Origin of the sequence: Nostoc sp. 106C (assembly GCF_002154725.1) — a bacterium.
Taxonomy (GTDB): Bacteria; Cyanobacteriota; Cyanobacteriia; order Cyanobacteriales; family Nostocaceae; genus Aulosira.
Map to the genome: position 1 here is coordinate 49,387 of NZ_MTAW01000084.1, position 25,870 is coordinate 75,256.

The window sequence follows — 25,870 nt, forward strand, 5'->3', positions numbered from 1 at the left end:
CACCCATGACTAGTTTTTTAGATGATTTTTTGCCAGTGGAGAACATCCCATGCCAGTAGATCCCAATTCTCACCAAAGTTCCGAACAAGATGCTCTAGTTTCTAGCGAAACAACGAAAGTTAAGCACCCTCGACGCTTCTTGATTGGTGGTGCTAGCAGGCGATCGTTTCTAGGTCGTGCTAGTTTATTTACTACAGCTAGTGTGGTTGCAGGAGTTTTAGGTTCACCTCTAGCCTACAAGAAAAGAGAAGGCATTGCCCAGGCTAAGGAACCTTTAGGAAAGTTCGACCATAACAACTTACGTGAGAAAGCTTTTCAAGTACGTACAACAGCAGCGAAGGTGAATCGGGAAATTCCCATTCCACCCCATCCCACGAACGGAGATGAGGCGAAGTACGCCAATAAAATTGCTACGGATACACGAGGATTGCCCCATAATCAGCTGGGCGAAGTGGATCTAAAGGCATATCAATCTTTGATTAATGCGCTCAAATCTGGCGATCCCAACGAGTATGAAAAGATTGTTTTAGGTGGCAAACGAAAACTGGTACAACCGCTGACGCCATTAGCGATTAGCTTGAGTGGTGTGAATACTTGCCAATTAGCGATTCCAGTACCACCCACCCTCGACAGTGCAGAACAGGCGGCAGAATTCCTCGAAATTGCTTGGCAACAACTCTTACAGGATATACCCTTTAGCGAGTTCCGCAATGACACAACTAACTCGCTGATTCTAGCAGCTGTTCAGGATTTGAATCGCTTGTCAGCATTTAAAGGGCCTAAACAGAATGGAAGGGTGACACCAGAACTGCTATTTCGAGGCACGGCAATTTACGTTGATGCATCTGGTAAAACGGCTTACCACACCCTGCCAGGGGTAGAGGTAGGCCCTTACGTTTCCCAGTTTTTACTGCGTCCTGTCCCGGCGGGAACACATAGTTATCCTCAGCTGAACCGGGTTCCTCTGGCTATTCCCGAAAACAGTTTCCAAACCAACTATGACGAATGGTTGCTAGTCCAAAATGGTGGTGAGTCTGGTAGAAAGATTAAGTTTGACTCAACCCGTCGCTACTTTATCAACGGGCGCGACCAATCAGAGATTGCTCACATACCACCACCAGTCTATACAAATGCGGCTTTAATTCTGCTCGCCAAGCCAGTCAAAGATAACCCTCTAGATGGTGGTGTAGGCTCACCTTACAATCCCAGCAATCCTTACAATAAGTCAAAGACCCAAGCGGGTGGTTCGGGGACATTTGGCCCAGGGTATTCACAATCTTTAATCAGTTGGGTCGCTCCACACGCAATCAGAGCAGCCTACTGGCAGAAGTGGTATGTCCACCGTCGTTTAAGAGCAGAGGCTTACGGTGGCTTGGTTCATAATAATAAGGTGAATAAAACAAATTATCCAATTCACCCTGAAGTGTTGAAGTCAGAAGCCCTCGATCGCATCTACAGTAAATATAAATCCTATCTGCTGCCGCAAGCCTTTCCAGAAGGGGCACCATTCCATTCTTCTTATCCAGGGGGCGCTTCGGTGTCGGCTGGTGCTAGCGTCACGATTTTAAAGGCGCTATTTGATGAAAATTATGTGATTCCAAATCCAGTGATACCCGATCCTAAAGATCCTACCAAATTGATTTCCTATCAAGGCTCACCGTTGACAGTGGGCGGGGAATTGAACAAACTGGCAGCGAATATTGGCTTGGGTCGCGATAGCGCTGGGATTCACTGGCGCACAGATGCAGCAGCCTCGTTAGCACTAGGCGAAGCGATCGCGATCGGTATTCTCAGAGATGAAAAGCTTACGTTCCGCGAACAATTTGAAGGCTTCACCTTCACCAAATTTGATGGCACAAAGGTGACGATTTAATTGCCATTAGGATAAGAGGGAACTGGGTTGGGAGAAATCCCCATAATTAAATAGTACAAGTACCCTATATTTGATGCTTATTTGATGCTAAATTCCCCTTTTCCCGCCCTCAAAGGGCTTGGTCACAATTCCACCCACGTAATCTATGACTAATTTTACCGAGCTACTTAATCATCGCTATGGCGCTAGCCCTGCTAATACTGCTCTACTGGGAAATGATTTCATAAGTTCTCTTTTATCTCACCGTTCAATTCGTGCTTACTTATCTGATGCTTTACCACCAGGAACTTTAGAAACGTTAGTGGCAGCGGCGCAATCAGCATCTACATCCTCAAATCTCCAGACATGGAGTGTAGTGGCAGTAGAAGATGCAAAACGCAAGGAAAAGTTATCACAACTAGCTAGCAATCAAGCACATATTCGCTCCTGTCCATTATTTCTCGTATGGTTAGCAGATTTAGCGAGACTCGCGCACATTTCGGAAAGTCGCGGATTACCTCATGAAGGCTTAGATTATTTGGAAATGTTTTTGATGGCGGCGATAGATGCAGCCTTAGCCGCGCAAAACGCTGTTGTAGCAGCAGAATCTCTTGGATTAGGAACGGTGTACATTGGTGCTTTGCGTAACAAGCCGGAAGAGGTAGCGGAGGTTTTAAGTTTACCAAAGCATGTGTTTGCTGTTTTTGGGCTGTGTGTTGGTTATAGCGATCGCACTATCGAGACAGCTATTAAACCACGCTTACCCCAAACAGCGGTATTGCATCGGGAAACTTACAAACTAGCAGAACAGGAAGAAGATATTGCTGTTTATAACCAAGCGATGCAAGCTTTTTATAAGTCTCAGAACATGAATGTTCCTGGTGATTGGACAGAACATTCTGCTAAACGAGTGGCTTTTGCCGAGTCTTTATCTGGACGCGATCGCTTGCGGGAAGCTTTGAAAAATTTGGGTTTTGAATTGCGTTAATTTTTCATCATATACTGGGCTTTCAAGTTGAATCTACGTTGGTATTACTCCTACTTTCAAATCTAAGAAATTAGGAGTAAATTTTTAATATGAATTTTTTCTACTAACACTGTTTGTCCACACTGAAACTGTAAACATTCACTTCTAGACCGAAGTCGAAAGTTTAGTAAATCGAGCCGTGGATGTCCATTACTATCAAGCATTCTAGGTGGTATATCTAGCGCCTCAATTGCACAATTACCAATCGTAGAATCTGAAGTCAACTCAAAACTGATAGTTGGAAAATCTAGCCGTTTTACCACAATATTCCTTAAAATGCGGGAATAATTTAAAATTAATTCAACTTCAACTTCAATAGCAGTTATCAACTCCATTTAAAAACTCTCTCGACTGTGCCATTTTCCTCATTTTTACTTTATCTGCTTCTCAATATTAAACTCACATAGGCTAAGCAAGTTTTTTGGCTTAAGCTTAAATATATTTTATTCTCTCCAATCAAAATTAATAACGCGATCGCCTCTCCTATTGATAATTTCTAAATTGTGTAGCTATCAACACATTTTTTCATGTTGTTTTTTTTTACAAAAATCTACTTGCCTTTTTTTCCCACCTATGTGAGACTACTATAAACATACTACGCAAACCCTACCAATTTAGTGTAGTTTATTGAAAGTTATCGACAAAGAGGCAAATACTGGGCAGCTATCCTATGTAAGTGTTTTCTAGAAAGGGTTTTGAGATTACTGAAACTTATAGATATGGAGGAAAAGAGATGTCAATTAAAAAATGTTGTTGCAGCCTTGGTTAATCATATTCTTTTTGGATAGTCCGCGTACGTAACTGGTCTTCATGACCGTATGAATCGCATGAGAACCACAGTTACTGAAGAGTATATATATGTATTTTAGCTGGTATTTTTTCCAACATGAAGCTTCTCTGGCTATACAGAGGTAGTTAGTAAGCTGAACTGATGCTAGATCAAAAAAGGGAGATTTGTGGAATGACATCTGAAGTACGAGGAATGCATTTAAAACTCGAAGGGTTACGAAAGTCCTTTGGGCGCAAAACAGTCTTGCAAGAAATTGATTTAGATATCAAGCCAGGGGAATTTGTCGCCATTGTGGGTCGCAGTGGCTGTGGTAAAAGTACGTTGTTACGCTTGATTGCTGGGCTAGATGCTCCGAGCGCAGGTACTGTGTTGTTAAATGACCAGCATTCGCATCATCGTATTAGCCCAAGTATCCGCATGATGTTTCAGGATGCGCGGTTACTGCCTTGGCAGCGAGTAATCACAAATGTGGAGTTAGGTTTATTAGGCGCTAACTCGAAAGTTTATGCAAGACAAAAAGCTTTACAAGTTTTGGATGCTGTTGGTTTAGAAGACCGAGCAAGCGAATGGCCTTCTGTCCTCTCTGGTGGACAACGTCAACGGGTAGCATTAGCAAGAGCCTTAGCAAGTAGTCCTGCTTTATTGTTGCTAGATGAACCACTAGGAGCGTTGGACGCGCTCACGCGAATTGAAATGCAGCAATTGCTTGAGCAATTATGGCAAGAGCAAGGCTTTACTGCATTACTAATTACCCATGATGTGGAAGAAGCTGTTGTACTAGCAGACCGAGTGTTGCTAATTGAGAACGGTCAGATAGGACTAGATTTACAGATTAATCTGCCACGTCCACGAGTTAGGGGAGACATTGTACTGGCTCAGACAGTAGAGAAAATTTTACAACGAGTGATGGGTCAGCAAGAGCGCGAACCAGGATTGCAAGAACAACAAGTTTTCATCACGTCTTTGTCAGCGTAAATAATTTCTGCCTCGTTGCGAACTTTGAATTTTGAGTTATGACTATTGCTGTTGAGCATCCACACAAATCTAAATCTGCACAAATCTGCGATCGCCTTAGTTATCCTGTCATCGATACCCATGTCCATACTCAGACATTCTCTCCAGCATTCTTAGATTATTTAGAGTTAGTGGATGAAACTGAGATTGGCGATCGCTCCCTAAAGAATTTACCTGGTGCTTCTCGTGCTCAATAGCTTAGATAGAGTCTCGGCTAAGTGTGTCGAATCAAAAATAGTTCCTATCACCTAATCTTTTGGTATGGATTGGATAACACACCGCTCAATTTTCAATTAACGCTACAACCGTATTGATCGCTTTGCCTCCGCTGGTGAAGCGTTGTGTAAATCCCTATTCTTCGGGGGAATGATATGATGTCCGGCAAATTGCCCTTAATAGGTCCGCAGCGAGTGCAACGTAGACGCCTGAAAAGCTGCTTCCCGTTCGCTGTTAGGCTTTCCCGTAGGGTAGGGTATGCCCGCAGGAAGATGCCCGAAGGGCTGTAGGGCGATCGCAATCAGGGGTATTTGAACGGACATGATATGACACAGCGCTTCCCTTCCTTAAAAGAGTTATTAGCACATCAAAAATAGTTAATCTTTAGCTGTAAATTTTCAACAAACATGGCATAAGGAAGGAGAATAAATTCTTTTATGAATAGCAATATTTTTCTTCCATTACCTATTTATTAATAGCCTTGCAATTCTAAAATAAATATATGGTTGGTCTAAAATTAATAATATTTTTCAAACATAATTTTCCATCACAGTAAACCTCTCATGAATCTATCTTAAGGTGGTTCACTCCACCTTAATTCCTAAAATTAAACTCATAAATCACTTGTGATTAGCTTCTTTTTTATAATATGTATTGCTGTGGTTATTTTAATTCATGCTTAGTTTTCCCAACTTAGATAGTAGTTTATCCATGTTCAAGACAGTTTTTATGGCATTTTTCTCAAGCTCAATAACATACTATGAAATCCGAAGTCAAGAGCAAAAAAAATTTTATAGTTACCCTAAGCTAAAGACTTAGGTTGTTTATAATTATTCAATTTTGTAATTTTTGTAATCGTTTCAAAGGTAGAGGTGAGCCAATTAATGCAAGGTCTGAAAGATAAATTAGATTTTTGGAAACGCGGACGCATTACTCGTCGTTCAGCGTTATTTGCTCTTGGTTATAGCTTAGTGTTATCAACAACACTATTTAGTTGCAGTACGCCAGAAAAAAATACTCAAAAACAAGCAGATTCATCTTCATCTAATACAACCAATACAGCTAATACATCTATAGCTAGTAGTGGACAAAAAGTAATTAGAATTGTACGTTCTAAACAACTTACTGCCCTAGCTGTTCTCGAAAAACAAGGCAGCTTAGAAAAAAGATTAGCAGACCTTGGTTACAAGCTTGAATGGCCTGAGTTCGCTGCGGGTCCACAACAATTAGAAGCATTAAATGCTAACGGGCTTGATATTGCTTCCACAGCAGAATCACCCCCTGTCTTTGCTCAAGCAGCTGGAACACCTTTAGTGTATTTAGCAGCTAATTCCTCTGATGGTAGAGCAGTTTCGCTGTTAGTTCCTAACAACTCAACTGTTAAAACTGTCAAAGATTTGAAAGGTAAAAAAGTTGCTTTCCAAAAAGCATCTATTGGTCATTACCTGTTAGTCAGAGCCTTAGAAAAAGAAGGGCTAAAACTTTCTGATGTACAGTCAGTTTTCCTACCGCCTCCAGATGCGAATGCAGCATTTAGCCAAGGCAAAGTTGATGCTTGGTTTATCTGGGAGCCATTTGTCACTAGAAATGTACAGAAAAAAGTCGGTCGTGTGCTGATAGATGGTGGTAATGGATTACGGGATACCAACAACTTTTACTCCACAACACGCAAATTCTATCAAGAAAATCCAGATGTGATTAAAGTCTTTCTGGAGGAATTACAAAAAGCACAAATTTGGTCTAAACAACATCCAAAAGAAATCGCAGAATTACTTGCACCAGCGACGCAACTCGATGTACCAACATTAGAAGTAATGCACGGGAAATATGATTTTGCTTTGGAACCAATTACCGAGAAAATCATCACCAAGCAACAAGAAGTAGCAGATAAATGGTACAGCTTGGGACTCATACCTAAAAAGGTAAATGTTAGAGATGGGTTTTTGAAACCTGAAGAGTATACCAAAATTACACCCCAAGATGTTTTAGCTAAACAGTAAAGAAAAGGCAGATTGGAGTTAAGTAGGTCAACTTTAAAAAACGGAAAATAAATTCTTTGCGATTACTTCGCTCCACTGCGTTACGCTCGTAATGACATTTCATGTTTAATTAGGTTGAGCTACTTATTTTTTCAATTTTTTTTAGATAAAGTACAGGATTATCTGTGTTCATCTGTGGTTCCATAATTCTTTGTGCAATCCCCCATAACCACTAGGTTATTTCTGCAATTCTGCGCTGAAAATTTTTGTTGATTGTCTCCTTAATTGTGCTATTACCTTTTTTACATCAGACATCAATGTACTTTGTACACAAGAATTGACAAAAATCTTTATTCCTTCTGCCTGCTGCCCTTTGCCTTATTTTCAAATTAGGAAAATATTATTATGCCCACATTAACGTTAACAGAAGTTAAAATTACTCCCTTAGATGCACCTTTAGGCGCTGTTGTTACGGGACTGGATGCTAGTCAAGCTGTTGCACCTGAAGTTATTTTGCAACTTAAACAAGCATTGCGCGATCGCCATATCCTCATCTTCAAAAATCAACAGCTTACTGATGAGCAATTTTTGAACTTTGCATTCTACTTTGGCTCTCTGTTTGTACCACCACAAGATATCCCAGTGTTAGCTTCAGAACCAGGAGTTACACCAGTGATCATTCCTGTTTCCAATGTCGATGGTGGTTATACAGGTACTGGTGAATTAACTTTCCATTCCGATCACCATTGGACTCCTTATCCTTCTAGTGGCTCCTTACTTTATGCTTTAGAAGTACCTGCCAAAGGTGGAGATACCTCTTGGTTAAATCTGAACTTGGCTTATGAGACGTTAGATGAGTCTACCAAAAAGCGGATTGCGGACTTGAAGTTGATTACCTACAATCCGTTTTTAAGAGACCGTAATGCACCTCGTTCTAACTACCGTGTTGATCAGAGTATTCCTCTCATTAGTCCTGTTTTTCCTCATCCTCTAGTACGCACACATCCTGAAAGCAGCAAAAAGATTTTATATCTCGGGCAAGAAACCGAAGTGGAAGTTGTCGGTTTAAATCCCCAAGAGGGAGAAGAATTAATTACACAACTACGCCAGCATCTCAATCAGCCACAGTTTTACTATCAGCATAAATGGTCTGTGGGTGACATTGTTTATTGGGATAATCAAGCGACTTTACACCACCGACAAGCTTTTGATCCCAATGAACGACGGGTAATGAAACGCATCAGTTTAGCTGGAAGCCGTCCTTTTTAGTAGTTGAGATTTTTAGAAGATAACCGCAAAAGTTTTGATTATATAGCCATCCTCAATCATGATTGAAAATCAAGAATTCTGTAAGGTGGGCATTGCCCACCTTACGAATTAATGCTTCTATTAATGGCTTAACTATCAAACTTAATGCGGTTGTTCGCTCACTAAAAACTGAATTTGTGAATATCATCAATTAGACATCTCTCGCATTACTTATATAGGAGTCATATTTGATTTTTGAAAAAAACTCAGTACACTTTTAGTCCTTCTTCCCTGTTCCCTGTTCCCTCCCTACATAAATAATTTCAGTAATCAAATCGGATTGCTATATGACAACAATTCCCAGTTACGACCCTACTTTATTTGAAGGTGCAGCGTGGTATTATGCTCGCTACAGACCCCAGTATCCACCTGTTTTATTTGATTCGCTCACAGAGAAATTTCAGTTAGATGGTAAAGGAAGGCTGCTAGATTTAGGTTGTGGTGCGGGGTTAATTGCAATTCCTTTACGCGATCGCTTTCAAGAAGTCATCGGTTTAGATCCCGATGCAGATATGCTTCTAGAAGCACAACAGCAAGCAGTAGAACTGGGAGCTACAAATATTAGTTGGGTAAAAGATCGCGCAGAAAACATCTCTCCTGCTGTTGGTAAATTCCAGCTAGTGACAATTGGTAGAGCCTTTCACTGGATGCAGCGAGAATTGGTAATAGAACGTATATACAATCTACTTACTGATAATGGTGGTCTTGCTATTATCAAAACCCATGAAGACCCTTGGAATAGTGACCATCCGTGGAAAACAACAGCAATTTCAGTTGTCAAACGCTGGTTAGGTGAACAACGCCGTACAGGTCAAGGTGGTAAAGGCGTATGGCAACCTTTGGCAGTTTCTCACGAAGAAATCTTGGCGAAATCATCATTTCCTCGTCAAGCGACCTATGAAGTTAAATACGAAAAATATTGGACAATTGATACCTACCTTGGCTATCTCTATTCTACGGCTTTCTGTTTACCATCTTTTGTCGGAGAAAATCGCCATAAATTTGAGGTAGATCTCAAAGAATCTCTATTAAAAGTAGAGCCTTCAGGAACATTTAAAGAAGAACTACCGATTACTGTCATTGCTGCTTGGAAAAGTTAATTACTCACAACCTTATCTACCTACTTCATAGAACACAATTCAAAAATACAACATTCATATGAAAAGTATCTCTTCTACTCCTCAAAACCTCTCATCAAGGCAGACTATGAAAAAGCAAAAGTTAAAATTACTGTTCCTTAAGAATCGCCATATTCAATCCTTAATTCCTTGGTTCGTGCCTCTATTCATAATTGTTGTGTGGCAATTATTATCTTCTGTAGGAATAATACCTACTAGAATTTTACCTGCACCTTTAAGTGTTGTGGGCGCTGCTGTTCATTTAGCTCAAACAGGCGAACTATTTAGAAATATTACTATTAGTGCTACAAGAGCAATTTCTGGCTTTTTAATTGGTGGAAGTATTGGGTTTATTTTAGGTTTACTCAATGGCGTTTCTCCAATTGCTGAGAAATTGTTAGATACTTCTATTCAAATGTTGCGTAATATTCCTAACTTAGCATTAATTCCCTTGGTAATTTTATGGTTTGGTATTGGGGATGAAGCTAGATTATTTCTTGTGTCTTTAGGCGTAATGTTTCCCATTTATTTAAATACTTTTCATGGAATTCGTAGTGTCGATCCAGGATTAATCGAGATGGGAAAAGTTTATGGTTTAAATACCTGGGGTTTATTTTGGCGAGTTATTCTTCCAGGAGCATTATCTTCTATTTTGGTAGGAGTCCGTTTTTCCCTAGGTATCATGTGGTTAACGCTCATTGTTGCTGAAACAATAGCTGCTGATTCTGGTATTGGTTACATGGCAATGAATGCTAGAGAATTTATGCAAACAGATGTTGTGGTATTAAGCATTTTGCTCTATGCCTTATTTGGTAAATTAGCAGATGTGATCGCTAGATCTTTAGAAAATTACTGGTTGCAATGGAATCCTAGTTATACAAAGGCTTAACTCAAATTTGTGAGTTTGCTATTCATTGCCATTACAGATAAAGCACTTCAGTAGCAGTCAGGAATCCACAATAATTTCTGGTTGCTACATCTTTTAGTATTTAAGTAATTATTCAGTAGGGTAGGCAGTTTGCAGTGTAGATTTTCTTTTCGCAAAACTGCTGTTTTGTTATTGCTACATAAGGATTTGAGCTTTTGAGAAAGTGACAGCCGTAACGCACTTCCCTAGCGTGACACAGTTAAAGCTGAAGTATAGGCTTTTGGCAAGGCCATACACTCGAAATGTTATTGTAACTAAAGGTTGTTCTTGCCCAATTTCCTATATAAAGGTAGTTTCGAGAAACTAAAACTTGGGGTAAGTCTAAGTAATTTTCATCAAAAAATCATTAATACAGCAATGATAAACTCTTCAATAGAAAATCTCTTTCCTACACTTCGATTACTAATTGTAATAACTGTCTTCTCAATCTTTGATACAAGTAGAGTCTAACGAAATAATACCTCAGACACCGCGTGTAAATATCTGCCCACTCATCCTTTGCTGACACAGAAGAAGTAAATATGGTAAAAGTTGATACATATCCAGTGATACCTACCACAGATTTATTTCAGCGTGTCGCCGCCCTAGCTGCTGACTTTGCTACGCGCGCTGCCGTCCACGATCGCGATGGTTCTTTCCCTTTTGAGAACTTTGCTGCTCTCCAACAAGCGCAGCTACTCAATCTGACTGTTCCCAAAGAGTTTGGTGGTCAAGGTTTAGGATATGCGGCTGTTAGCCGAGTGATTGAAAAAATAGCTAGTGGGGATGCTGCTACTGCCTTAGTATTGACGATGCACTATCTACAACACGTCAATGCTGCTCGCACCCGTCGCTGGAATCCCGTGATTTACGAACGATTGTGTCGTGAATCGGTAGAAGGTATTGCCTTATTAAATGCTGCTCGTGTGGAACCAGAGTTGGGTACACCTGCCAGGGGTGGACTCCCGGCAACCACTGCCCAACAGACTGCTAAGGGTTGGCTATTAAATGGTCATAAACAATACACTACAGGTAGCCCGATTTTACGTTACTTTATTGTTTGGGCGCGAACTACAGAAGCAGAACCGCGAGTCGGTAATTTTCTTATACCTCGTGATGTTCAAGGCATCCGCATTGAGGAAACTTGGGATCACTTGGGAATGCGAGCAACTGGTAGCCACGATTTGATTTTAGAAGATGTCTTGATTCCTTCAGAGTATGCTTTGGATATTAGCCCCTTGAAAGCTTGGTCATCTCCCGATCCGCTGCAATTAGCTGGTGTGAGCCTGTGGTTGAGTGCATTGTATCAGGGCGTAGCCAAAGCTGCGCGAGATTGGCTAGTGGGTTATTTAAATGAGCGATCGCCTACTAATTTAGGAGCTAGTTTAGCAACTTTACCCCGCTTTCAATCGGCGATCGGCGAAATTGAAGCTTTGCTCTACGCTAGCGATCGCCTAATTTATGGTTTAGCTAACGATATTGATCGCGCAGATTATGACAGCAACGTGGGTTTACAGGCGCAAACTGTGAAATATCTCACCACGAGTAACGCCATTCGCGCCGTCGAAAAAGGACTCGAACTTATTGGTAATCCAGGCTTATCACGTCATAACCCTTTAGAACGTCACTATCGGGATGTTCTTTGCAGCCGCATTCATACCCCACAAAATGATGCAATTTGGTTGTCTTTGGGAAAACGAGCCTTGGGTGTGAACTCTTAGACTTAGGCCTACGATTAATCTTTCACAAGTAGGGTCTGTTATGCCGTAGGCTAACGCACCGCATTATCCGAGATTTTCGGTGCGTTAGGACTAAAGTCCATAACGCACCCTACCAAATGAAAACTTTTCATGCTTGGTTCCAAAATGGGGTTGAATGGCTACCTTGAAAGAGTGCTGCATCAAGAGTCATTAATTATTCTCCTTGTGTTTCTTGGCTTTGCTAAATATATTGCTTTCCCCATTCATCTGTGTAATATTATTAAGATGACAAATAAATACGGTATACCGACGAATTTACCGTAGTATTAGAAGTAATCAGATTTTGCAGCCACATTAAATTAGGGATTATGCAACTACTTTGGTTTATCCCCACACACGGAGAAGGACGCTATCTCGGCACTGCAATAGGTGGGCGGGCAGTAAACTTTGATTACTGGCGACAGATTGCCCAAGCAGTGGATCATTTGGGTTTTACAGGTGCTTTATTACCTACAGGGCGTTCTTGTGAAGATGCGTGGATTTTGGCATCAACGCTAGTAACCCATACGAAAAGAATGCGGTTTTTGGTAGCAATTCGTCCGGGGTTGATGTCACCAGGAGTAGCTGCACGCATGGCTGCAACGTTCGATCGCATTTCCGGTGGGCGCTTGCTAATTAACGTGGTTACAGGTGGCGATCCTGTGGAATTGGCGGGAGATGGCTTGCATCTTTCTCACGATGATCGCTACAAACTTACAGACGAATTTTTGACAGTGTGGCGGCAAATAGCAGCAAGCGAAGTGACTAATTTCCAAGGCGACTATCTCAACGTCCAAGATGGCAAGATACTGTTTCCACCTGTACAAAAACCTTATCCGCCTTTGTGGTTTGGTGGTTCTTCACCGATTGCCCAAGAAATCGCTGCTAAACACGTGGATGTCTACTTAACTTGGGGTGAAACACCTGCACAGGTTGCTGAAAAAATTGCCTCAGTCCGTCGACTAGCAGAAGCACAAGGACGGACAATCCGCTTTGGTATAAGGCTACACGTAATTGTCAGAGAAACTGAAAGCAAAGCTTGGGATGCAGCAAATGATTTAATCCGCTACGTAGATGAAGATGCGATCGCCAAGACTCAACAAGCATACGCTCGTATGGACTCAGAAGGACAGCGCCGGATGCAAGAATTACACAAAGGTAGCCGCGACGCTTTGGAAATTAGTCCGAATTTATGGGCAGGAATTGGTTTAGTGCGCGGTGGTGCGGGTACTGCTTTAGTCGGCGATCCTGAGACTGTGGCTAGAAGAATGTTGGAGTATACAGATTTAGGAATTGAGACTTTCATTTTTTCTGGATATCCTCATTTAGAGGAAGCGTATCGCGTTGCTGAATTACTCTTCCCGCGTTTGCCTTTAGAAAATTTACCTGATATCGAACCACAGATGACAAGTCCGTTTGGCGAAATAGTAGCTAGTCGTGAATTTCCCAAACAACAAGTTAATAAAACAGCAGCAGCGACTGTAGATTAAACAGTTCTGCCTTTGTACAAAAAAATAATTCCCAGGAGAACTTGAAACCATGCCTCATATTTTAGCGATCGCAGGTAGCCCTTCCCATCCTTCCCGAACCTACTCTTTAGTGGAATATGCTAGCAAAATCCTTGTGCAGCAAGGTTTCACAGTAGATATTATTTCGGTGCGTGACATTCCTGCTGAAGATTTAGCATTTGGACGTTACGATAGCCCTGCTTTAGAAAAACCAAAAGCTATTTTAGCCAAAGCTGATGGTGTGATTATTGCAACACCAATTTACAAAGCAGCATACACAGGTGTCCTGAAAGCATTCTTGGACTTGTTACCTCAAAAAGCCTTAGCAGGAAAAGTCATAGTCCCTTTGGCAACAGGTGGGACGATCGCTCATTTATTGGCAACAGAGTATGCTTTAAAACCCGTGCTATCAGAATTAGGAGCACGCCACATACTCAGTACTATCTACAGTGTAGATAAGCAAATTCAAGTACAACCTGATGGCAGTATTCAGCTAGATGCAGAAATTGCCCAGAGGTTACAAGATGTTTTGCATGATTTAGTAAAAGCGATCAATACTTCTTCAGCTACAAAAGAAGTCGCTCATGCTGGTTAGGTAATAATCTTTACTCTTTTCTGCTCCAGTAGCAGTTGGGTTGCCCTTGCCTAACTGCTACTTTTCTCCAATTTATAACTGCTGCACCGATGCTATTTCTAAACGATTTCCACCAGGATCGCAGATATAAAAGCGATTGTATCCGGGTATGAGTTGGCGATCGCCAATAATTTCTACCCCATGCGCTTTCAGATGCTCTTCAAAAGCATCTAAATTATGCACTCGAAAACAAATATGCCGTCTTGACGCTTCATTATGGGAGTTATTCTCTCTACTAATGTGAATTTGGATATCTCCCAATGCGTACCAAGCGCCTCCATTGTTTTTAAGTGCTTCCGGCTTTGCAATTTTAGTTAGTCCCAAAACTGTGCCGTAGAAAAATAGCATTGCATCCTCCACTTCAGAGGGCGATGTAACTTGAATATGATCAATTGCATCTAGCCACACTTTCACTTCCTCCAGTTTGCTGCTGTATTGGGGAACCATGCTATTTCGCTACAATATCTCTGGCTTGATTTTAATACTACGATAAATTGGTCAAATTAACGTAGTATAGTAAATTTAAAAATTTTAGGCTACCCAAAATGACAAATAAAGAAATTCGCACTAGCCAAGTTAAAGTCCCAAACGGTGATTTGCAAATTGATGCTTACTTAGCTGAACCAACAAATGAAGGGACATTTCCGGCTGTAATCGTGATTCAGGAAATTTTTGGAGTTAACATTCACATTCGGGAAGTAACCGAGAGACTTGCCAAAGAAGGATATGTAGCGATCGCGCCGGCTCTATTTCAACGTATTGCTCCTGGCTTTGAGGCTGGATACACTCCTGATGCTATCGAAATTGGCAGGAAGCATAAAGAGCATACCAAAGCTGATGAAATATTAAGCGATATTCAAGCGGCGATCGCTTATTTGCGAACTTTACCAAATGTCCAAAAAGATGCGATCGGTTCGATAGGTTTTTGCTTTGGTGGCCATGTCGTTTACCTTGCTGCTACATTATCAGATATCAAAGCTACAGCTTCTTTCTACGGTGGCGGTATTCCAACCTCAACTCCTGGCGGTGGTGCACCTACTATTACCCGTACTTCTGAAATTAAAAACCCTTTATACGCCTTCTTTGGCTTAGAGGACAAGGGAATTCCCACAGAACACATAGAGCAGATTGAAGCGGAGTTGAAAAAACATCAAATTCCTCATGCAGTCTTTCGCTATTCCGGAGCCGACCACGGTTTTTTCTGCAACCATCGCGCCAGTTACAATGCAGAAGCCTCTGCTGATGCTTGGAAGCACGTGTTGGAATTATTCCAACAGAACTTGAAAAAAGTAGAATTAGGGGTAAATCTAGCGAAGCTGTCACCAGGGGGAAGATAGGCTGAAAATATTGCTGTCGTTGTACCCATAATATTGCCGCGACTGGAACCATAATGTTGCCGTAACCGGGGCTGTAATGCTTATTCTTACCTTAAGCGATCACAACCAAAGACCTAAATAAGGGTATCCGGTCAATCCCCCTTCCCCAAATCAAATCCCAGATTGAGAAACTAGTCGAATATGCAAATACTCATCCTGAACTAGAATTCCTAACAACTAGGATTGGATGCAACCTTGCAGGATACACTGACCCAGAGATAGCTTCCCTAAGTGCAAATTTCAATCTTCCTTCTAATATCTGGCTGCCCCAAGAGTTTGTTGATTGGCTCATAGAAGATAAACCAACCCTAAAAGTGGTATTCATGAAAAACAGGCATCAAAAATTTGATGAAGAGGGATGGAAGCAGGTGCGTAGCCGACTCGAAGGCATGATTGTTCATGCTTGCGTTCGTGAAGCGACTCCGCAGGAGTATCGCGCCCTTGAGTGGGTACGCATCCAGTTCTATTCAGGTATGGCTTTGGGGGTTGATATCATGTTCGGTTGAAGACTTATCATAAAGACTGACGCGGGAACACGGGGACGCGGAGAGATTTTAATAATAAGTAATTATCCGAACTTGATATGATACCGCAACAGTAGAGATAATCTGGGAGGTAAAAAAGAAGTTTTCTGTATATTCAGACAGGAATTCGTTGTAATGCTTGATATATTATGATTGAGAAAAGAATTATACGAAAACTTTACGTATAATAAGTAGTTGGGCGACACGGAAGGAATGAACGACTATAAAGACTCAATGCAGAACTCCCTGAAGCTCGGATTCTTCATCCAGCCCGTCCACCCGCCGTCCCGTTTCTATGGGGACGTTCTCCGCGAGGATCGCGAAGCGGTCGTGCTCGCCGATCGGCTCGGCTACCGCGAAGCCTTCATCGGCGAGCATCTCGTCGACTCGGCCGAGACGATCACCTCGAGCCTCGCTTTCATTGCGAATCTCGCCGATGCGTGCCCGTCGATCGCCTTCGGTACCGGCGTGCTTCCGCTCGCCAACTACCACCCGGCGATGGTGGCGGCGCAGGTCGCGATGGTGGACCACCTGGTGCAGGGTCGATTGATCCTGGGAGTTGGGCCGGGCGTTCGCGGCGACGCGGAGGCCATCGGAGACCTGGGATCGGACCGCAACCGCAAGACCCAGGAGGCGCTTGAGCACATGTGCCGGATCTGGAGCGAAGAGCCGCCGTACCGGATCGAAGGCAAGTTCTACCGTACCACCACGGAGCGATCGCTCGATCGGAACATCGGAGTGGGTGTCGCTGTCCGACCGCTGCAAGAGCCCCATCCGCCCATCGCCATCACCTCGATCCGACCGGACGCTCAGGGACCGCACGCCGCGGGAGCGCGCGGCTGGTCCGGAATCTCAGCGACCTACGTGGGTGCGTACGCCGTCCGGGCCCACATTAAGAACTACTTGGAAGGCCGGCGTTCGGCGGGTCTCTGTGCCGATGCTTCCGGGTGGCGCGTGGCGCGCAGCGTTTTCGTGGCCGATGACGAGGCCACGGCACATCGCTACGTGCATCGCGAGGACGGCGCGTACGACTTCTACTTCCACGTCATGAGAACCAAGCTCGCGAAGGCCGGCGCGCTGGACGTCATGCGCGACTTTCCCGACCAGCCGGATTCCGAGCTCTCTACGAAGCGGTGCATCGAGCGTCTCGTAATCGCGGGAACCCCCCAGAGCGTCGCGGACCAGATTCTTGCATTCCGCAACGAGGTCGGCGCGTTCGGCACACTGCTCTACACGGGCCACGACTGGACCGATCCAGTGCTCGCCCGGCGCTCTATGGAGCTCATGGCGAACGAAGTCTGGCCCCGGATTGAGCGGGCCGCGCATGGGACGACACCAAAAGGTCAAACTGACGGTAAGGCATTTTCAGTCTGATGGATAGCCCAACCATTGCGTGCAGCCGACGCCCGTCAGCAGGTGCGGCTGACGCAGGCGTTCTATTAAATATTTTTTTATATCCTTAGTTTCTCCGGAGTGAGAATACTAGTATTATTAAAGACATTCACGCGGCTACTTCAATCGGCAACCTTTCATTCATATCCAAGCGAAAAGTACCGTAGGGAGTCGAAATCAGCAGGTAAATCTTCTTCAGGGTTTCTATAACGATTAGCTCCCACAACCCAAATTTCCTTGCATCTGAGCTTGTCTCTTAATGCTTGAAGCACGCTCAACTCATAATTAATGCGATTAACTTTAATTTCGCCATCGGTATTCTTCTCTAAAATAAATTCTTGCCACCCACTACGTAACACTCTTTCAATAGGTATATCTTACCCAACATCATAATAACGCTGTTTGCTATCAGCATATTTTTTAAGTAATTCTAAACCTTGAATAACTGGATGATGAACTTCGTTATTGGAGCGAAATTCAAGCTTATTTAAAATTAATTAAAAATCAAAGACTAAAGTTCTAACTACGAACTTACTCTGGCTTACGTGCAATAAAAGCAGCATGAGCTTTTGGCAAAGAATATTCACCGTAACTACGCATCATCTGAACTTCAAAACCAACTTGATGGAGTTCATTGGCAATATCCGTTGCTTTGTATAACTGCTGATAATGTACTTCGTCATCCCTTCTGTAGTATTCCCCCACTTTGCGGAAGCTGATAATCCGACGGGTCAAAATGTTTGCCTCCTGATTTTCCGCTTTTTCAACAAGTACTACCCAATCTTTCCCTTCAGTAAATCCCTTAGTTATTTTTTCTGTAACCTGTCTTGGTTCTGCAATGTCGAAAATCAAGACACCCCCAGGAACTAAAGCGTTATATATACGTTGAAAAAGATTAATTAGCGTTTGGCGATCGCTCTTTGGATCGAACAGATAGTTAAGACATTCACTAATCGATGTAACGGCATTGCATAAGGGAATATTAACCTCAAACAGTGAACCGATGCGAAACTCAGCATTTGGCGATCGCTCGCGTGCGATCGCAATCATCGACTCAGAAATATCAATTCCCAGAACACGATAACCAGCTTTTGTAAACTCTTGCGCCGATAAGCCGCTACCACAACCCAAGTCTACTATCAGCCCTTCTCGGATATGGTGTCTAGCCAGAATTTCTAATATACCGGGAGCAGACTTGAGAGCATAGTCACTGTAACCGATATCATGAATAAATGCGAGGTCTTCTTTGTAATATTCTGGCATAATTTTTATTTGGCACTTTATTTATACCTGCATGTAATTAAGCTAATACTAAAATTTTATACTGTCTAGTTGTTAAACTATATCTATTGAAAAGTCTACTTTTTTATAGCATCAAATTTTCACTCTTTTGTTTTAAAGAATTGGCACCATATTTTTTATACTTGTACTAATTAAAATTATTTCTTGTATCTAACTGAATTTTTTAGATATTTTGTTAACCTAATTAATTACTTCTTTATTGAGCAATTAAGACAATATTATACACAATAGTATGACTTGTCCTAATTAATGTGAGTAACATTCCTCTTCAGTAGAAAAATTATTGCTAAAATTTAAAAAAGTTTATATGGGTATTCATATTTAAGATTTAATCTATCTTGATGCGGTTGTTTTTCACTAATCGAAAAGAAGTTGGATGTAAAAAGCAATATGAATATACAAGAACACTCTCTTAGCCAGAATTCATCTAAACAGACAGTAGAAAAAATTGCTGTCATCGGTGCTGGCCCTGGTGGTTTGGCTACTGCTATTGCGCTACGAAACAAAGGATTTGATGTTCAGGTATACGAAAAAGCACAAGAGTTTCGCCCAGCTGGTACTGGTCTAGGACTAACTCCCAACGGATTGAACTGTCTAGAAGCAATTTCGCCGGGAATAGTCGAGAGACTTAAAAGTTCCGGCATTGAACTTCGTCAGACAGCTTTAAAAAATGTTAGTGGAGAAACAATCCGGGCTAACACAGCCAAGTATTTAGAGAAATACGGACAGACATTTATCATTGTCTGGTGGTGGAATTTACAGCAAGTTCTGGCATCCAGATTGCCATCAGACATTATCCACCTGAATCATCGCTGCATCGGCTTTAAACAAAATGACAGCAATGTGGAAATCTATTTTGATGGTGGAAATACAGTAAATGCAGATTTACTAATTGGTGCTGATGGTGTCAACTCCGTTATTAGAGAAACTTTAACTGGTGAAGGTAAGCTTAATTATTTGCGTAGTATGTGTTGGCGTTCAGTCATCAAATATAACCACGAACTGTTTAATTCCTACGATCTAGTTTTTATTAAAGGTAATAAACAGTTCATGTACCTGCTCAATGTGGGTAATGGCTTTACCAGTTGGATTAGTCGTAAATTTTTACCAGATTGCTCTCTTTGTGAGAATGCCGAACAAGTCAAATCTCGTATTCTTCATGAATTAAAAGACTGGGACAAATCCTTTCGGGCGGTTGTAGAAGCAACACCAGCCGAGGAAATCAAGGAACATCCTATCTGCGATCGCCCACCATTAGCTTATTGGAGTCGAGGTAGAGTCACACTTCTAGGCGATGCTGCCCATCCAATGGCACCTGCTATGGCACAGGGAGCAAATTCTGCTTTTGAAGATGCATACGAACTGCAAGCGTGTTTGTCACAAGAATCTAATCTGGAAGCAGCACTAATTAGGTATGAACAGCGACGCATTGAGCGCACACAAGTTATTCAAAAACGTAGCGCCTTGGGTGAGATGCGCTACTACGAAACCGAAACTGAGACATTTGATAGACAAATGCAAGAGCGATCGCAAATAGCTAATAATGATGATTTTCAAACTTGGCTCTATAGCTACAAGCCATACTGAATCGAAAATTAGCGTTGTGACTAGCTTTTCTTTAAACAGTTACGCAAGATGTCCTTGCTCTAGGCATTAGCTGGGGTTGATAGCTTTTAGGCTCTTGACTTACACCAAATATATGAGAAGCTAATAATTAGGTAACCTAATTATCTTTTAAAGGAAGTGCATCTTACTCGTGACAAAACTTACGGGAAGAGCCGATCGGTTAGAAACGCCTACCAACTTTCCGAAATCGGTCATATTGGAAACACAGGAACTCACGCACCGTTTTGACAAGTTCACAGCCGTTGATGGGCTGAATATCTCTGTCGCACCTGGTGAAGTGTTTGGCTTGCTCGGTCCTAATGGAGCAGGGAAAAGTACAGTAATTAAGATGTTGACAACGCTGCTACCACCAAGTAGTGGCAGGGCAACCATAGCTGGTTATGATGTAACTCATCAATCTCAGGCTGTGAGAAGAGCGATCGGCTATGTACCGCAGGCTCTTTCTGCTGATGGGAGTCTCACCGGCTATGAAAATCTCTTAATTTTTGCCAAGCTATATGACATTCCATCTAAACGACGCCAACAGCGTATTCGTGATGTCTTGGAATTCATGGGTTTGGAGGAAGCAGCCCATCGCTTAGTAAGAAATTATTCTGGGGGGATGATTCGCAAGCTGGAAATTGCCCAATCCATCTTGCATCGACCCCAAATTATGTTTTTAGATGAGCCAACAGTCGGACTCGATCCAGTTGCGCGCAGCCAAGTCTGGAATTTGGTACAGGAACTCCGTGCAGATTACGGCACAACTATATTTTTAACAACTCACTTTTTAGAAGAAGCCGACAGTTTGTGTAATCGAGTAGCAATTATGAACCGGGGTAAGGTGATTGCAACTGGCACACCCACCGATTTAAAAGCTGGCTTAGATAAACCAAACGCAACTTTGGATGATGTGTTTATTCAGTATACAGGGGCCGAATTAGCATCAGGAGTTAGTTATCATGACACGGCAAGAACCAGACGTAATGCTCAACGGTTGGGTTGAACCAAAGCCTGCGCGTAAAGGCAATGTTATCTCTGCGATCGCAGAATTATTTAACAAAACTTTTGTAATCGCTGAACTAGAAGTACGTAAACTCCGCCACGATCCCTATGATTTATTAATTCGGGGCGTACAGCCTGCGTTGTGGCTACTAGTCTTTGGACAAGTTTTTACCCGTACTCGCGCTATCCCTACAGGTAACTTATCTTATTTAGAATTTATGGCTCCTGGTATTCTCGCTCAAAGCGTATTATTTGTAGCGATTTTTACAGGTGGGATGACGCTGATTTGGGAGCGAGATTTAGGAATTGTGCATAAATTTCTCGCAAGTCCTATACCTCGTGCGGCGATGGTATTGGGTAAAGCTGTCGCTTGTGGAATTAGGAGTTTATCACAAATAGTGATTATCTATGGATTAGCACTGCTGTTGGGTGTCAAACTTAACCTTAATCCCTTAGCTCTACTGCAAGTAGTAGTAATTGTACTTTTAGGCGCAGCTTGTTTTTGTATTTTTTCATTAATCATTGGCTGTTTGGTCAGAAGCCGAGAAAGGTTTACAGGTATAGGGCAATTAATCACAATGCCGTTGTTTTTTGCTAGTAATGCCATCTATCCCTTATCGCTGATGCCAGGGTGGTTGCATATTATTTCTAGTATCAATCCCTTAACTTATGAAGTTGATGCTTTACGCGCCACAATGATCGCTAATGGCTCCAGTGTTTATGGGTTTGGTCTGGACTGTACAATTCTCTTGTTAACATTAATAGGCTTGACTGTTATCTGTGGACGACTTTATCCACGGGTGGCGATGTAATTAGGAGAAAAAGATGCCCAAGCTCGGAAAACCCTCTGAAGAATGTGCCTCTAGAGTAATGGAAACAGTTCCTTTACTGATGCGGTTTATCCGAGCCGATATGCGCAGTCACAATGCTGAATCTCTATCCATACCTCAGTTGCGATCGCTCGCATTTCTGAACCGCAATCCTGGTGCATCGTTGTCTGAGGTAGCAGAGCATTTAGGTGTCACCTGTGCAACAGCATCAACAACCATAGAACGCTTAGTACAACGCAATCTGGTGCAACGTACAGATCATCCTCAAGAACGGCGGCGAATAGTTCTGAATTTAACAGAAGAAGGAAAACTGTTATTACAGCAATCCCAAGCAATAACTCGCACTCATATTGCCGACATTCTAGAGAGTCTGACACCAGAACAAGTATCACATATTGAAGAAGGCTTGGCTCTACTCAAAAATGTCTTCGAGCAAACAGAAATTAAAAAAGCTCCTTAATGCTGAGGCGACACAACACGACCCCTTTGCAGCCTTAAGGTTTCGAGATTATCGACTATTTACGATTGGGCGTGTACTCCTGTTTACAGGCTCACAAATGCAGACAGTGGCGATTGGTTGGGAACTCTATGAGCGTACCAACTCAGCACTGGTATTAGGTGGGGTAGGGCTAGCGCAAGTGCTACCGATGATTGCCCTGACATTGATAACTGGACACGTCGCTGACAGACGCGATCGCAAACTTATCACTTTACTATCTATTTTGCTACTGGCTCTTTGCTCATTGGCTTTAGCAGTAGTTTCTTATACTCAAGGTGCGATTATTCTTTTTTATACCTGTTTGTTGGTAACAGGTGTAGCTAGGGCATTTTTAAAGCCCGCCAGCGATGCACTGATGTGGCAGTTGATACCTACAACTGTGTTTACAAATGCAGCTACCTGGAATAGTACCAGCTTTCAGTTAGCGACAGTCATTGGCCCAGCCTTGGGAGGATTTGCGATCGCAGCTTTAGGAAATGCCACAGGTGTGTATGTGTTAGCAGCGATCGCAGCGTTCTTATGTTTTGCCTTAACATTGCCAATTAAACAGCAAAACACTGCTCTTTCCAAAGAACCAATATCACTCAAAACTTTAGCTGGGGGTGCGGAGTTTGTCTGGCAAAATCAGATAATTTTAGCGGCAATCACCCTAGATATGTTTGCAGTGCTGTTAGGGGGTGCAGTTGCTTTATTACCCGTCTTTGCCAAGGATATTTTGCACGTTGGTCCTGTAGAGTTGGGGTATCTGCAAGCCGCCCCATCTATTGGCGCACTGATTATGGCGGTAACTTTAGCACATCTGCCACCCTTACGCAAAGCCGGGCCAGCCTTACTGTGGTCTGTGGTAGGTTTTGGTGTAGTAACGATTATCTTTGGCTTATCGCGTTGGTTTTGGCTATCACTGTTGATGCTGGCATTGAGTGGCGCATTAGATAGTATCAGCGTTGTGATTCGCCATACCTTAGTTCAGATTCGCACACCCAACCATTTGCGCGGTCGAGTCGCTGCTATTAACAGTGTGTTTATCAGTGCTTCCAATGAGTTAGGGGGTTTTGAGTCAGGTTTAGCTGCTGCTTTGTTCGGCCCCATAGTTTCCGTTGTTGGCGGCGGAATTGGCACGATTATTGTGGTGATTGCAACAGCGATGATTTGGCCAGAGATGCGGAAGTTAGGGGCGTTGCATGAGTATGAGTAAAAAGTCACTTGTGTTGAGGAATACTAATCTCATGGACTGCGATCACCTCAATAATCATGGTTAAGAGCATGAGTATAAATCATTAAACAGGGATGTCCACAAAAGCGGATTTATCAATAAAAATTTGTATAACTACTCTTAGTAGGGTAGTTATACGTAAAAATTTTGTATAATAACCCAAGTTGTCAGTTATTAACCTCCAGGTACTTGTGACCTCCTTTTTACTTGTGATCGCATAACTAGCAACTTGGGTTATTAGCTTCAACGGACAAGTATGTTGCCCTCTATGCTTCCATTGCGTACTAGAGTCAATAGAATTAAAGATGGAGCCATTCTCATTCTGGTATGCCTTATCTGTATTTTCAGTGCTAGTAGTGCTTTCTCACAAACTAATTTACCTAACCCTATTCGTTTAGGGATTCGGACTGCTGCTTTTCCAATTGGTCATGTTCTTGTACCTGAAGATTATGATGTCGCAACTAATAGAATTATTAAACCTGGTGAATACGATGGATTTTGCAATCTTCTTAAACAAAAATTAGAAAGTTATTTAAATTTAAAAGGCATACATCCAAACATTACAGTCGTACCTGTAAATATAGAGAACCAGTATAGAGGCAAAGGTTATCCTAGATTTGATGGACTTGTGACGAACAAAATTGACATTGAATGTGGTCCTAATTCACTATCGTCACTTAAGTTACTAGATACAAAAGGTAAGCCTATCGAAGATAAAGTTGACTACGCCCCTGTTAGCTTCTATAGAACAGGTATAAAATTACTCTTGAAAGAAGATGAAGCTAAAAAACTAGATAATCAAAATGAGATTGAGCTAGAGAACAGACTTCGAGCACTTAAGATCGGAGTTATTCAGCGTACAACTACTCTCCAACAGTTTGAGAGTGATAAAGGAAGAAGGTTTTATCCGAATTATATTCCTTTTGATGCAAAAGATGAAAGAGGTGATGCAAGAGATTCTGCTTTGGATGCTCTAGAATTACCCGCCTCTGACCAAAATTCAATTCAAGCTTTTGCTAGTGATGCTGTAATCTTACGGACTTTGCTGAAAGAGGGAGTTGAAGATAATCTACCATATCGAAAGTATAGAAAACCTTACGAGCTAAGAGGCTATACACTTTTCCCCCGTAAACCAGGGGATTACTTATTTGGGGAAACAGAGAATTATATTATTGCAATTCAGAGAAAGCCAGGAGGCTATTCTGCTGATAAATTGAAAAAATTGATTACCGATGTTTTAAAGCAAAAAAAGTGGGTCGTAAATGCTCAAAAGGAGATAGAGAATTATGAGTTTGGTACCATCAGTCTTTTCGAGAGGTGGAAAGGTTTTTTACCGTATTTACTGTATTCATGTATTGCTGCTGTTATTGTCTTCTTTATAGTTGTTTTTATCAAACGTAAAAAGGAAAAAAACAAAGATATGGTCAGTCCTCAGCCGCCAAGTTCTAGCTCTGGGCAATCAAACTATAAATTTGGATCTGTTCAAAATCTCCAAATCAACGAGCGTGGCTCCTCAGGAACTCAAAACAATAATAATCTACAACCAGAGATTTGGGAAACTTTGAATGATTTTAAGCAAATAGTCGCAGATTTACAACAGAAATATCCTCGAGCTTCAGAACAACAAGCAACTACAATTATTGATGCAGAGTTTGAGGAAATTCGGCATAATCAGCCTCAGCGCGGGCAAAATCTCTTGAGTCTTAAACGTTTATGGAATGGTGTGAAGAAAGGATCACTTAAAGTTGGTGAACATTTTGCCGAAGAAACACCTTGGGGTAAAGCAGCCATTGGTTTTCTTGAAGGTGTTACAGATGATATCACTTGACAGAATAAGTCGGAGGTAAGTAGGTGAGCGCTAAAAAACACAACTAAATTAAGAAATATAAATCGCTTAAAAGTTTATATTCAAAGCATTTCTGCTGCTTTACATAAATTTACGTAGTTTGGTTTAATTGTGCCTACTTACTTATCCTTCTTCTGTCATTTTCCGGGAGGGCGATAGCTAGAAGCCTGATGAGGCAATCAATAC

At 42.1% G+C, this 25,870-nt stretch carries 24 protein-coding genes and 1 pseudogene; 20 read left to right on the forward strand and 5 right to left on the reverse strand.

Going from position 1 to position 25,870, the window contains the following annotated elements:
* Positions 1-49: 49 nt before the first annotated feature.
* Positions 50-1,873 (forward strand): vanadium-dependent haloperoxidase, encoded by a 1,824-nt coding sequence (locus tag BV375_RS09120; protein WP_086759611.1) that lies wholly within the window; start codon positions 50-52, stop codon positions 1,871-1,873.
* 145 nt (positions 1,874-2,018) lie between these two features.
* Entirely contained in the window at positions 2,019-2,840 is an 822-nt protein-coding gene (locus BV375_RS09125; RefSeq protein ID WP_086759613.1) for an NADPH-dependent oxidoreductase, read from the forward strand.
* A gap of 62 nt (positions 2,841-2,902) precedes the next feature.
* On the opposite strand, the gene BV375_RS09130 is transcribed toward BV375_RS09125, so the two are convergent.
* Complete coding sequence (locus BV375_RS09130) at positions 2,903-3,214, reverse strand: hypothetical protein (RefSeq protein ID WP_086759615.1); 312 nt, start codon at positions 3,212-3,214, stop codon at positions 2,903-2,905.
* A gap of 626 nt (positions 3,215-3,840) precedes the next feature.
* Here BV375_RS09130 and BV375_RS09135 point away from each other — a divergent pair.
* Together BV375_RS09135 and BV375_RS09140 are read left to right on the forward strand one after the other, a co-directional pair.
* Positions 3,841-4,644, forward strand: a complete 804-nt coding sequence (locus BV375_RS09135; RefSeq protein ID WP_086759694.1) for an ATP-binding cassette domain-containing protein — start codon at positions 3,841-3,843, stop codon at positions 4,642-4,644.
* 38 nt (positions 4,645-4,682) lie between these two features.
* The gene (locus BV375_RS09140; protein WP_086759617.1) at positions 4,683-4,880 is read left to right on the forward strand and encodes a hypothetical protein; all 198 of its coding nucleotides are present in this window, start codon (positions 4,683-4,685) and stop codon (positions 4,878-4,880) included.
* Between the two features lie 195 nt (positions 4,881-5,075).
* Here the strand turns inward: BV375_RS09140 and BV375_RS36695 are convergent, their stop codons facing one another.
* Complete coding sequence (locus BV375_RS36695; RefSeq protein ID WP_166507411.1) at positions 5,076-5,222, reverse strand: hypothetical protein; 147 nt, start codon at positions 5,220-5,222, stop codon at positions 5,076-5,078.
* Positions 5,223-5,783: 561 nt separating this feature from the next.
* Between BV375_RS36695 and BV375_RS09145 the strand changes: the two genes are divergently transcribed.
* The 7 genes from BV375_RS09145 (at position 5,784) to ssuE (ending at position 14,053) form a co-directional block, all read left to right on the forward strand.
* Positions 5,784-6,899 (forward strand): aliphatic sulfonate ABC transporter substrate-binding protein, encoded by a 1,116-nt coding sequence (locus tag BV375_RS09145; RefSeq protein ID WP_086759618.1) that lies wholly within the window; start codon positions 5,784-5,786, stop codon positions 6,897-6,899.
* 384 nt (positions 6,900-7,283) lie between these two features.
* Positions 7,284-8,147, forward strand: coding sequence for a TauD/TfdA family dioxygenase (locus BV375_RS09150; RefSeq protein ID WP_086759620.1), 864 nt, complete (start codon positions 7,284-7,286; stop codon positions 8,145-8,147).
* A 326-nt stretch (positions 8,148-8,473) separates the two neighbouring features.
* A complete protein-coding gene (locus BV375_RS09155; protein ID WP_086759622.1) occupies positions 8,474-9,286 on the forward strand; it encodes a class I SAM-dependent methyltransferase in 813 nt (270 codons plus the stop codon).
* Between the two features lie 106 nt (positions 9,287-9,392).
* Positions 9,393-10,193 (forward strand): aliphatic sulfonate ABC transporter permease SsuC, encoded by an 801-nt coding sequence (gene ssuC, locus BV375_RS09160; protein WP_086759624.1) that lies wholly within the window; start codon positions 9,393-9,395, stop codon positions 10,191-10,193.
* Between the two features lie 560 nt (positions 10,194-10,753).
* Positions 10,754-11,932 carry an acyl-CoA dehydrogenase family protein gene (locus BV375_RS09165; RefSeq protein ID WP_086759626.1) on the forward strand — a complete coding sequence of 393 codons (1,179 nt, stop codon included), beginning with the start codon at positions 10,754-10,756 and terminating at the stop codon, positions 11,930-11,932.
* A 347-nt stretch (positions 11,933-12,279) separates the two neighbouring features.
* Positions 12,280-13,440 carry an FMNH2-dependent alkanesulfonate monooxygenase gene (ssuD, locus tag BV375_RS09170; protein ID WP_086759628.1) on the forward strand — a complete coding sequence of 387 codons (1,161 nt, stop codon included), beginning with the start codon at positions 12,280-12,282 and terminating at the stop codon, positions 13,438-13,440.
* A gap of 49 nt (positions 13,441-13,489) precedes the next feature.
* Entirely contained in the window at positions 13,490-14,053 is a 564-nt protein-coding gene (gene ssuE / locus BV375_RS09175; protein WP_086759630.1) for an NADPH-dependent FMN reductase, read from the forward strand.
* Between the two features lie 72 nt (positions 14,054-14,125).
* Here the strand turns inward: ssuE and BV375_RS09180 are convergent, their stop codons facing one another.
* Positions 14,126-14,539: a VOC family protein gene (locus BV375_RS09180; RefSeq protein ID WP_208099091.1), complete on the reverse strand. Its 414-nt coding sequence runs from the start codon at positions 14,537-14,539 to the stop codon at positions 14,126-14,128.
* Between the two features lie 98 nt (positions 14,540-14,637).
* Here BV375_RS09180 and BV375_RS09185 point away from each other — a divergent pair, with 98 nt between their 5' ends.
* From BV375_RS09185 to BV375_RS09195, 3 genes are all read left to right on the forward strand, one after another.
* Positions 14,638-15,429 (forward strand): dienelactone hydrolase family protein, encoded by a 792-nt coding sequence (locus BV375_RS09185; RefSeq protein ID WP_086759632.1) that lies wholly within the window; start codon positions 14,638-14,640, stop codon positions 15,427-15,429.
* A gap of 407 nt (positions 15,430-15,836) precedes the next feature.
* Positions 15,837-15,974 carry a hypothetical protein gene (locus BV375_RS36700; RefSeq protein ID WP_166507412.1) on the forward strand — a complete coding sequence of 46 codons (138 nt, stop codon included), beginning with the start codon at positions 15,837-15,839 and terminating at the stop codon, positions 15,972-15,974.
* Positions 15,975-16,205: 231 nt separating this feature from the next.
* Positions 16,206-17,366, forward strand: a complete 1,161-nt coding sequence (locus BV375_RS09195; RefSeq protein ID WP_086759636.1) for an LLM class flavin-dependent oxidoreductase — start codon at positions 16,206-16,208, stop codon at positions 17,364-17,366.
* Between the two features lie 173 nt (positions 17,367-17,539).
* On the opposite strand, the pseudogene BV375_RS09200 reads toward BV375_RS09195, so the two are convergent.
* Positions 17,540-17,881 (reverse strand): annotated as a pseudogene (locus tag BV375_RS09200) (Tn3 family transposase); the annotation flags it as partial.
* Positions 17,882-17,915: 34 nt separating this feature from the next.
* Positions 17,916-18,647, reverse strand: a complete 732-nt coding sequence (locus BV375_RS09205; protein ID WP_086759639.1) for a class I SAM-dependent methyltransferase — start codon at positions 18,645-18,647, stop codon at positions 17,916-17,918.
* Between the two features lie 429 nt (positions 18,648-19,076).
* Between BV375_RS09205 and BV375_RS09210 the strand changes: the two genes are divergently transcribed.
* The 6 genes from BV375_RS09210 (at position 19,077) to BV375_RS09235 (ending at position 25,666) form a co-directional block, all read left to right on the forward strand.
* Positions 19,077-20,273 (forward strand): FAD-dependent monooxygenase, encoded by a 1,197-nt coding sequence (locus tag BV375_RS09210; protein WP_086759643.1) that lies wholly within the window; start codon positions 19,077-19,079, stop codon positions 20,271-20,273.
* A 169-nt stretch (positions 20,274-20,442) separates the two neighbouring features.
* Positions 20,443-21,297: an ATP-binding cassette domain-containing protein gene (locus BV375_RS09215; protein ID WP_086759645.1), complete on the forward strand. Its 855-nt coding sequence runs from the start codon at positions 20,443-20,445 to the stop codon at positions 21,295-21,297.
* Positions 21,254-22,108, forward strand: coding sequence for an ABC transporter permease (locus BV375_RS09220; protein ID WP_086759647.1), 855 nt, complete (start codon positions 21,254-21,256; stop codon positions 22,106-22,108). Before BV375_RS09215 ends, BV375_RS09220 begins: the two co-directional genes overlap by 44 nt.
* A 13-nt stretch (positions 22,109-22,121) precedes the next feature.
* Positions 22,122-22,586: a MarR family transcriptional regulator gene (locus tag BV375_RS09225; protein ID WP_086759649.1), complete on the forward strand. Its 465-nt coding sequence runs from the start codon at positions 22,122-22,124 to the stop codon at positions 22,584-22,586.
* Positions 22,549-23,820, forward strand: a complete 1,272-nt coding sequence (locus tag BV375_RS09230) for an MFS transporter (protein WP_086759651.1) — start codon at positions 22,549-22,551, stop codon at positions 23,818-23,820. Before BV375_RS09225 ends, BV375_RS09230 begins: the two co-directional genes overlap by 38 nt.
* A gap of 286 nt (positions 23,821-24,106) precedes the next feature.
* Positions 24,107-25,666 carry a hypothetical protein gene (locus tag BV375_RS09235; protein ID WP_143842037.1) on the forward strand — a complete coding sequence of 520 codons (1,560 nt, stop codon included), beginning with the start codon at positions 24,107-24,109 and terminating at the stop codon, positions 25,664-25,666.
* Positions 25,667-25,870: the final 204 nt, after the last annotated feature.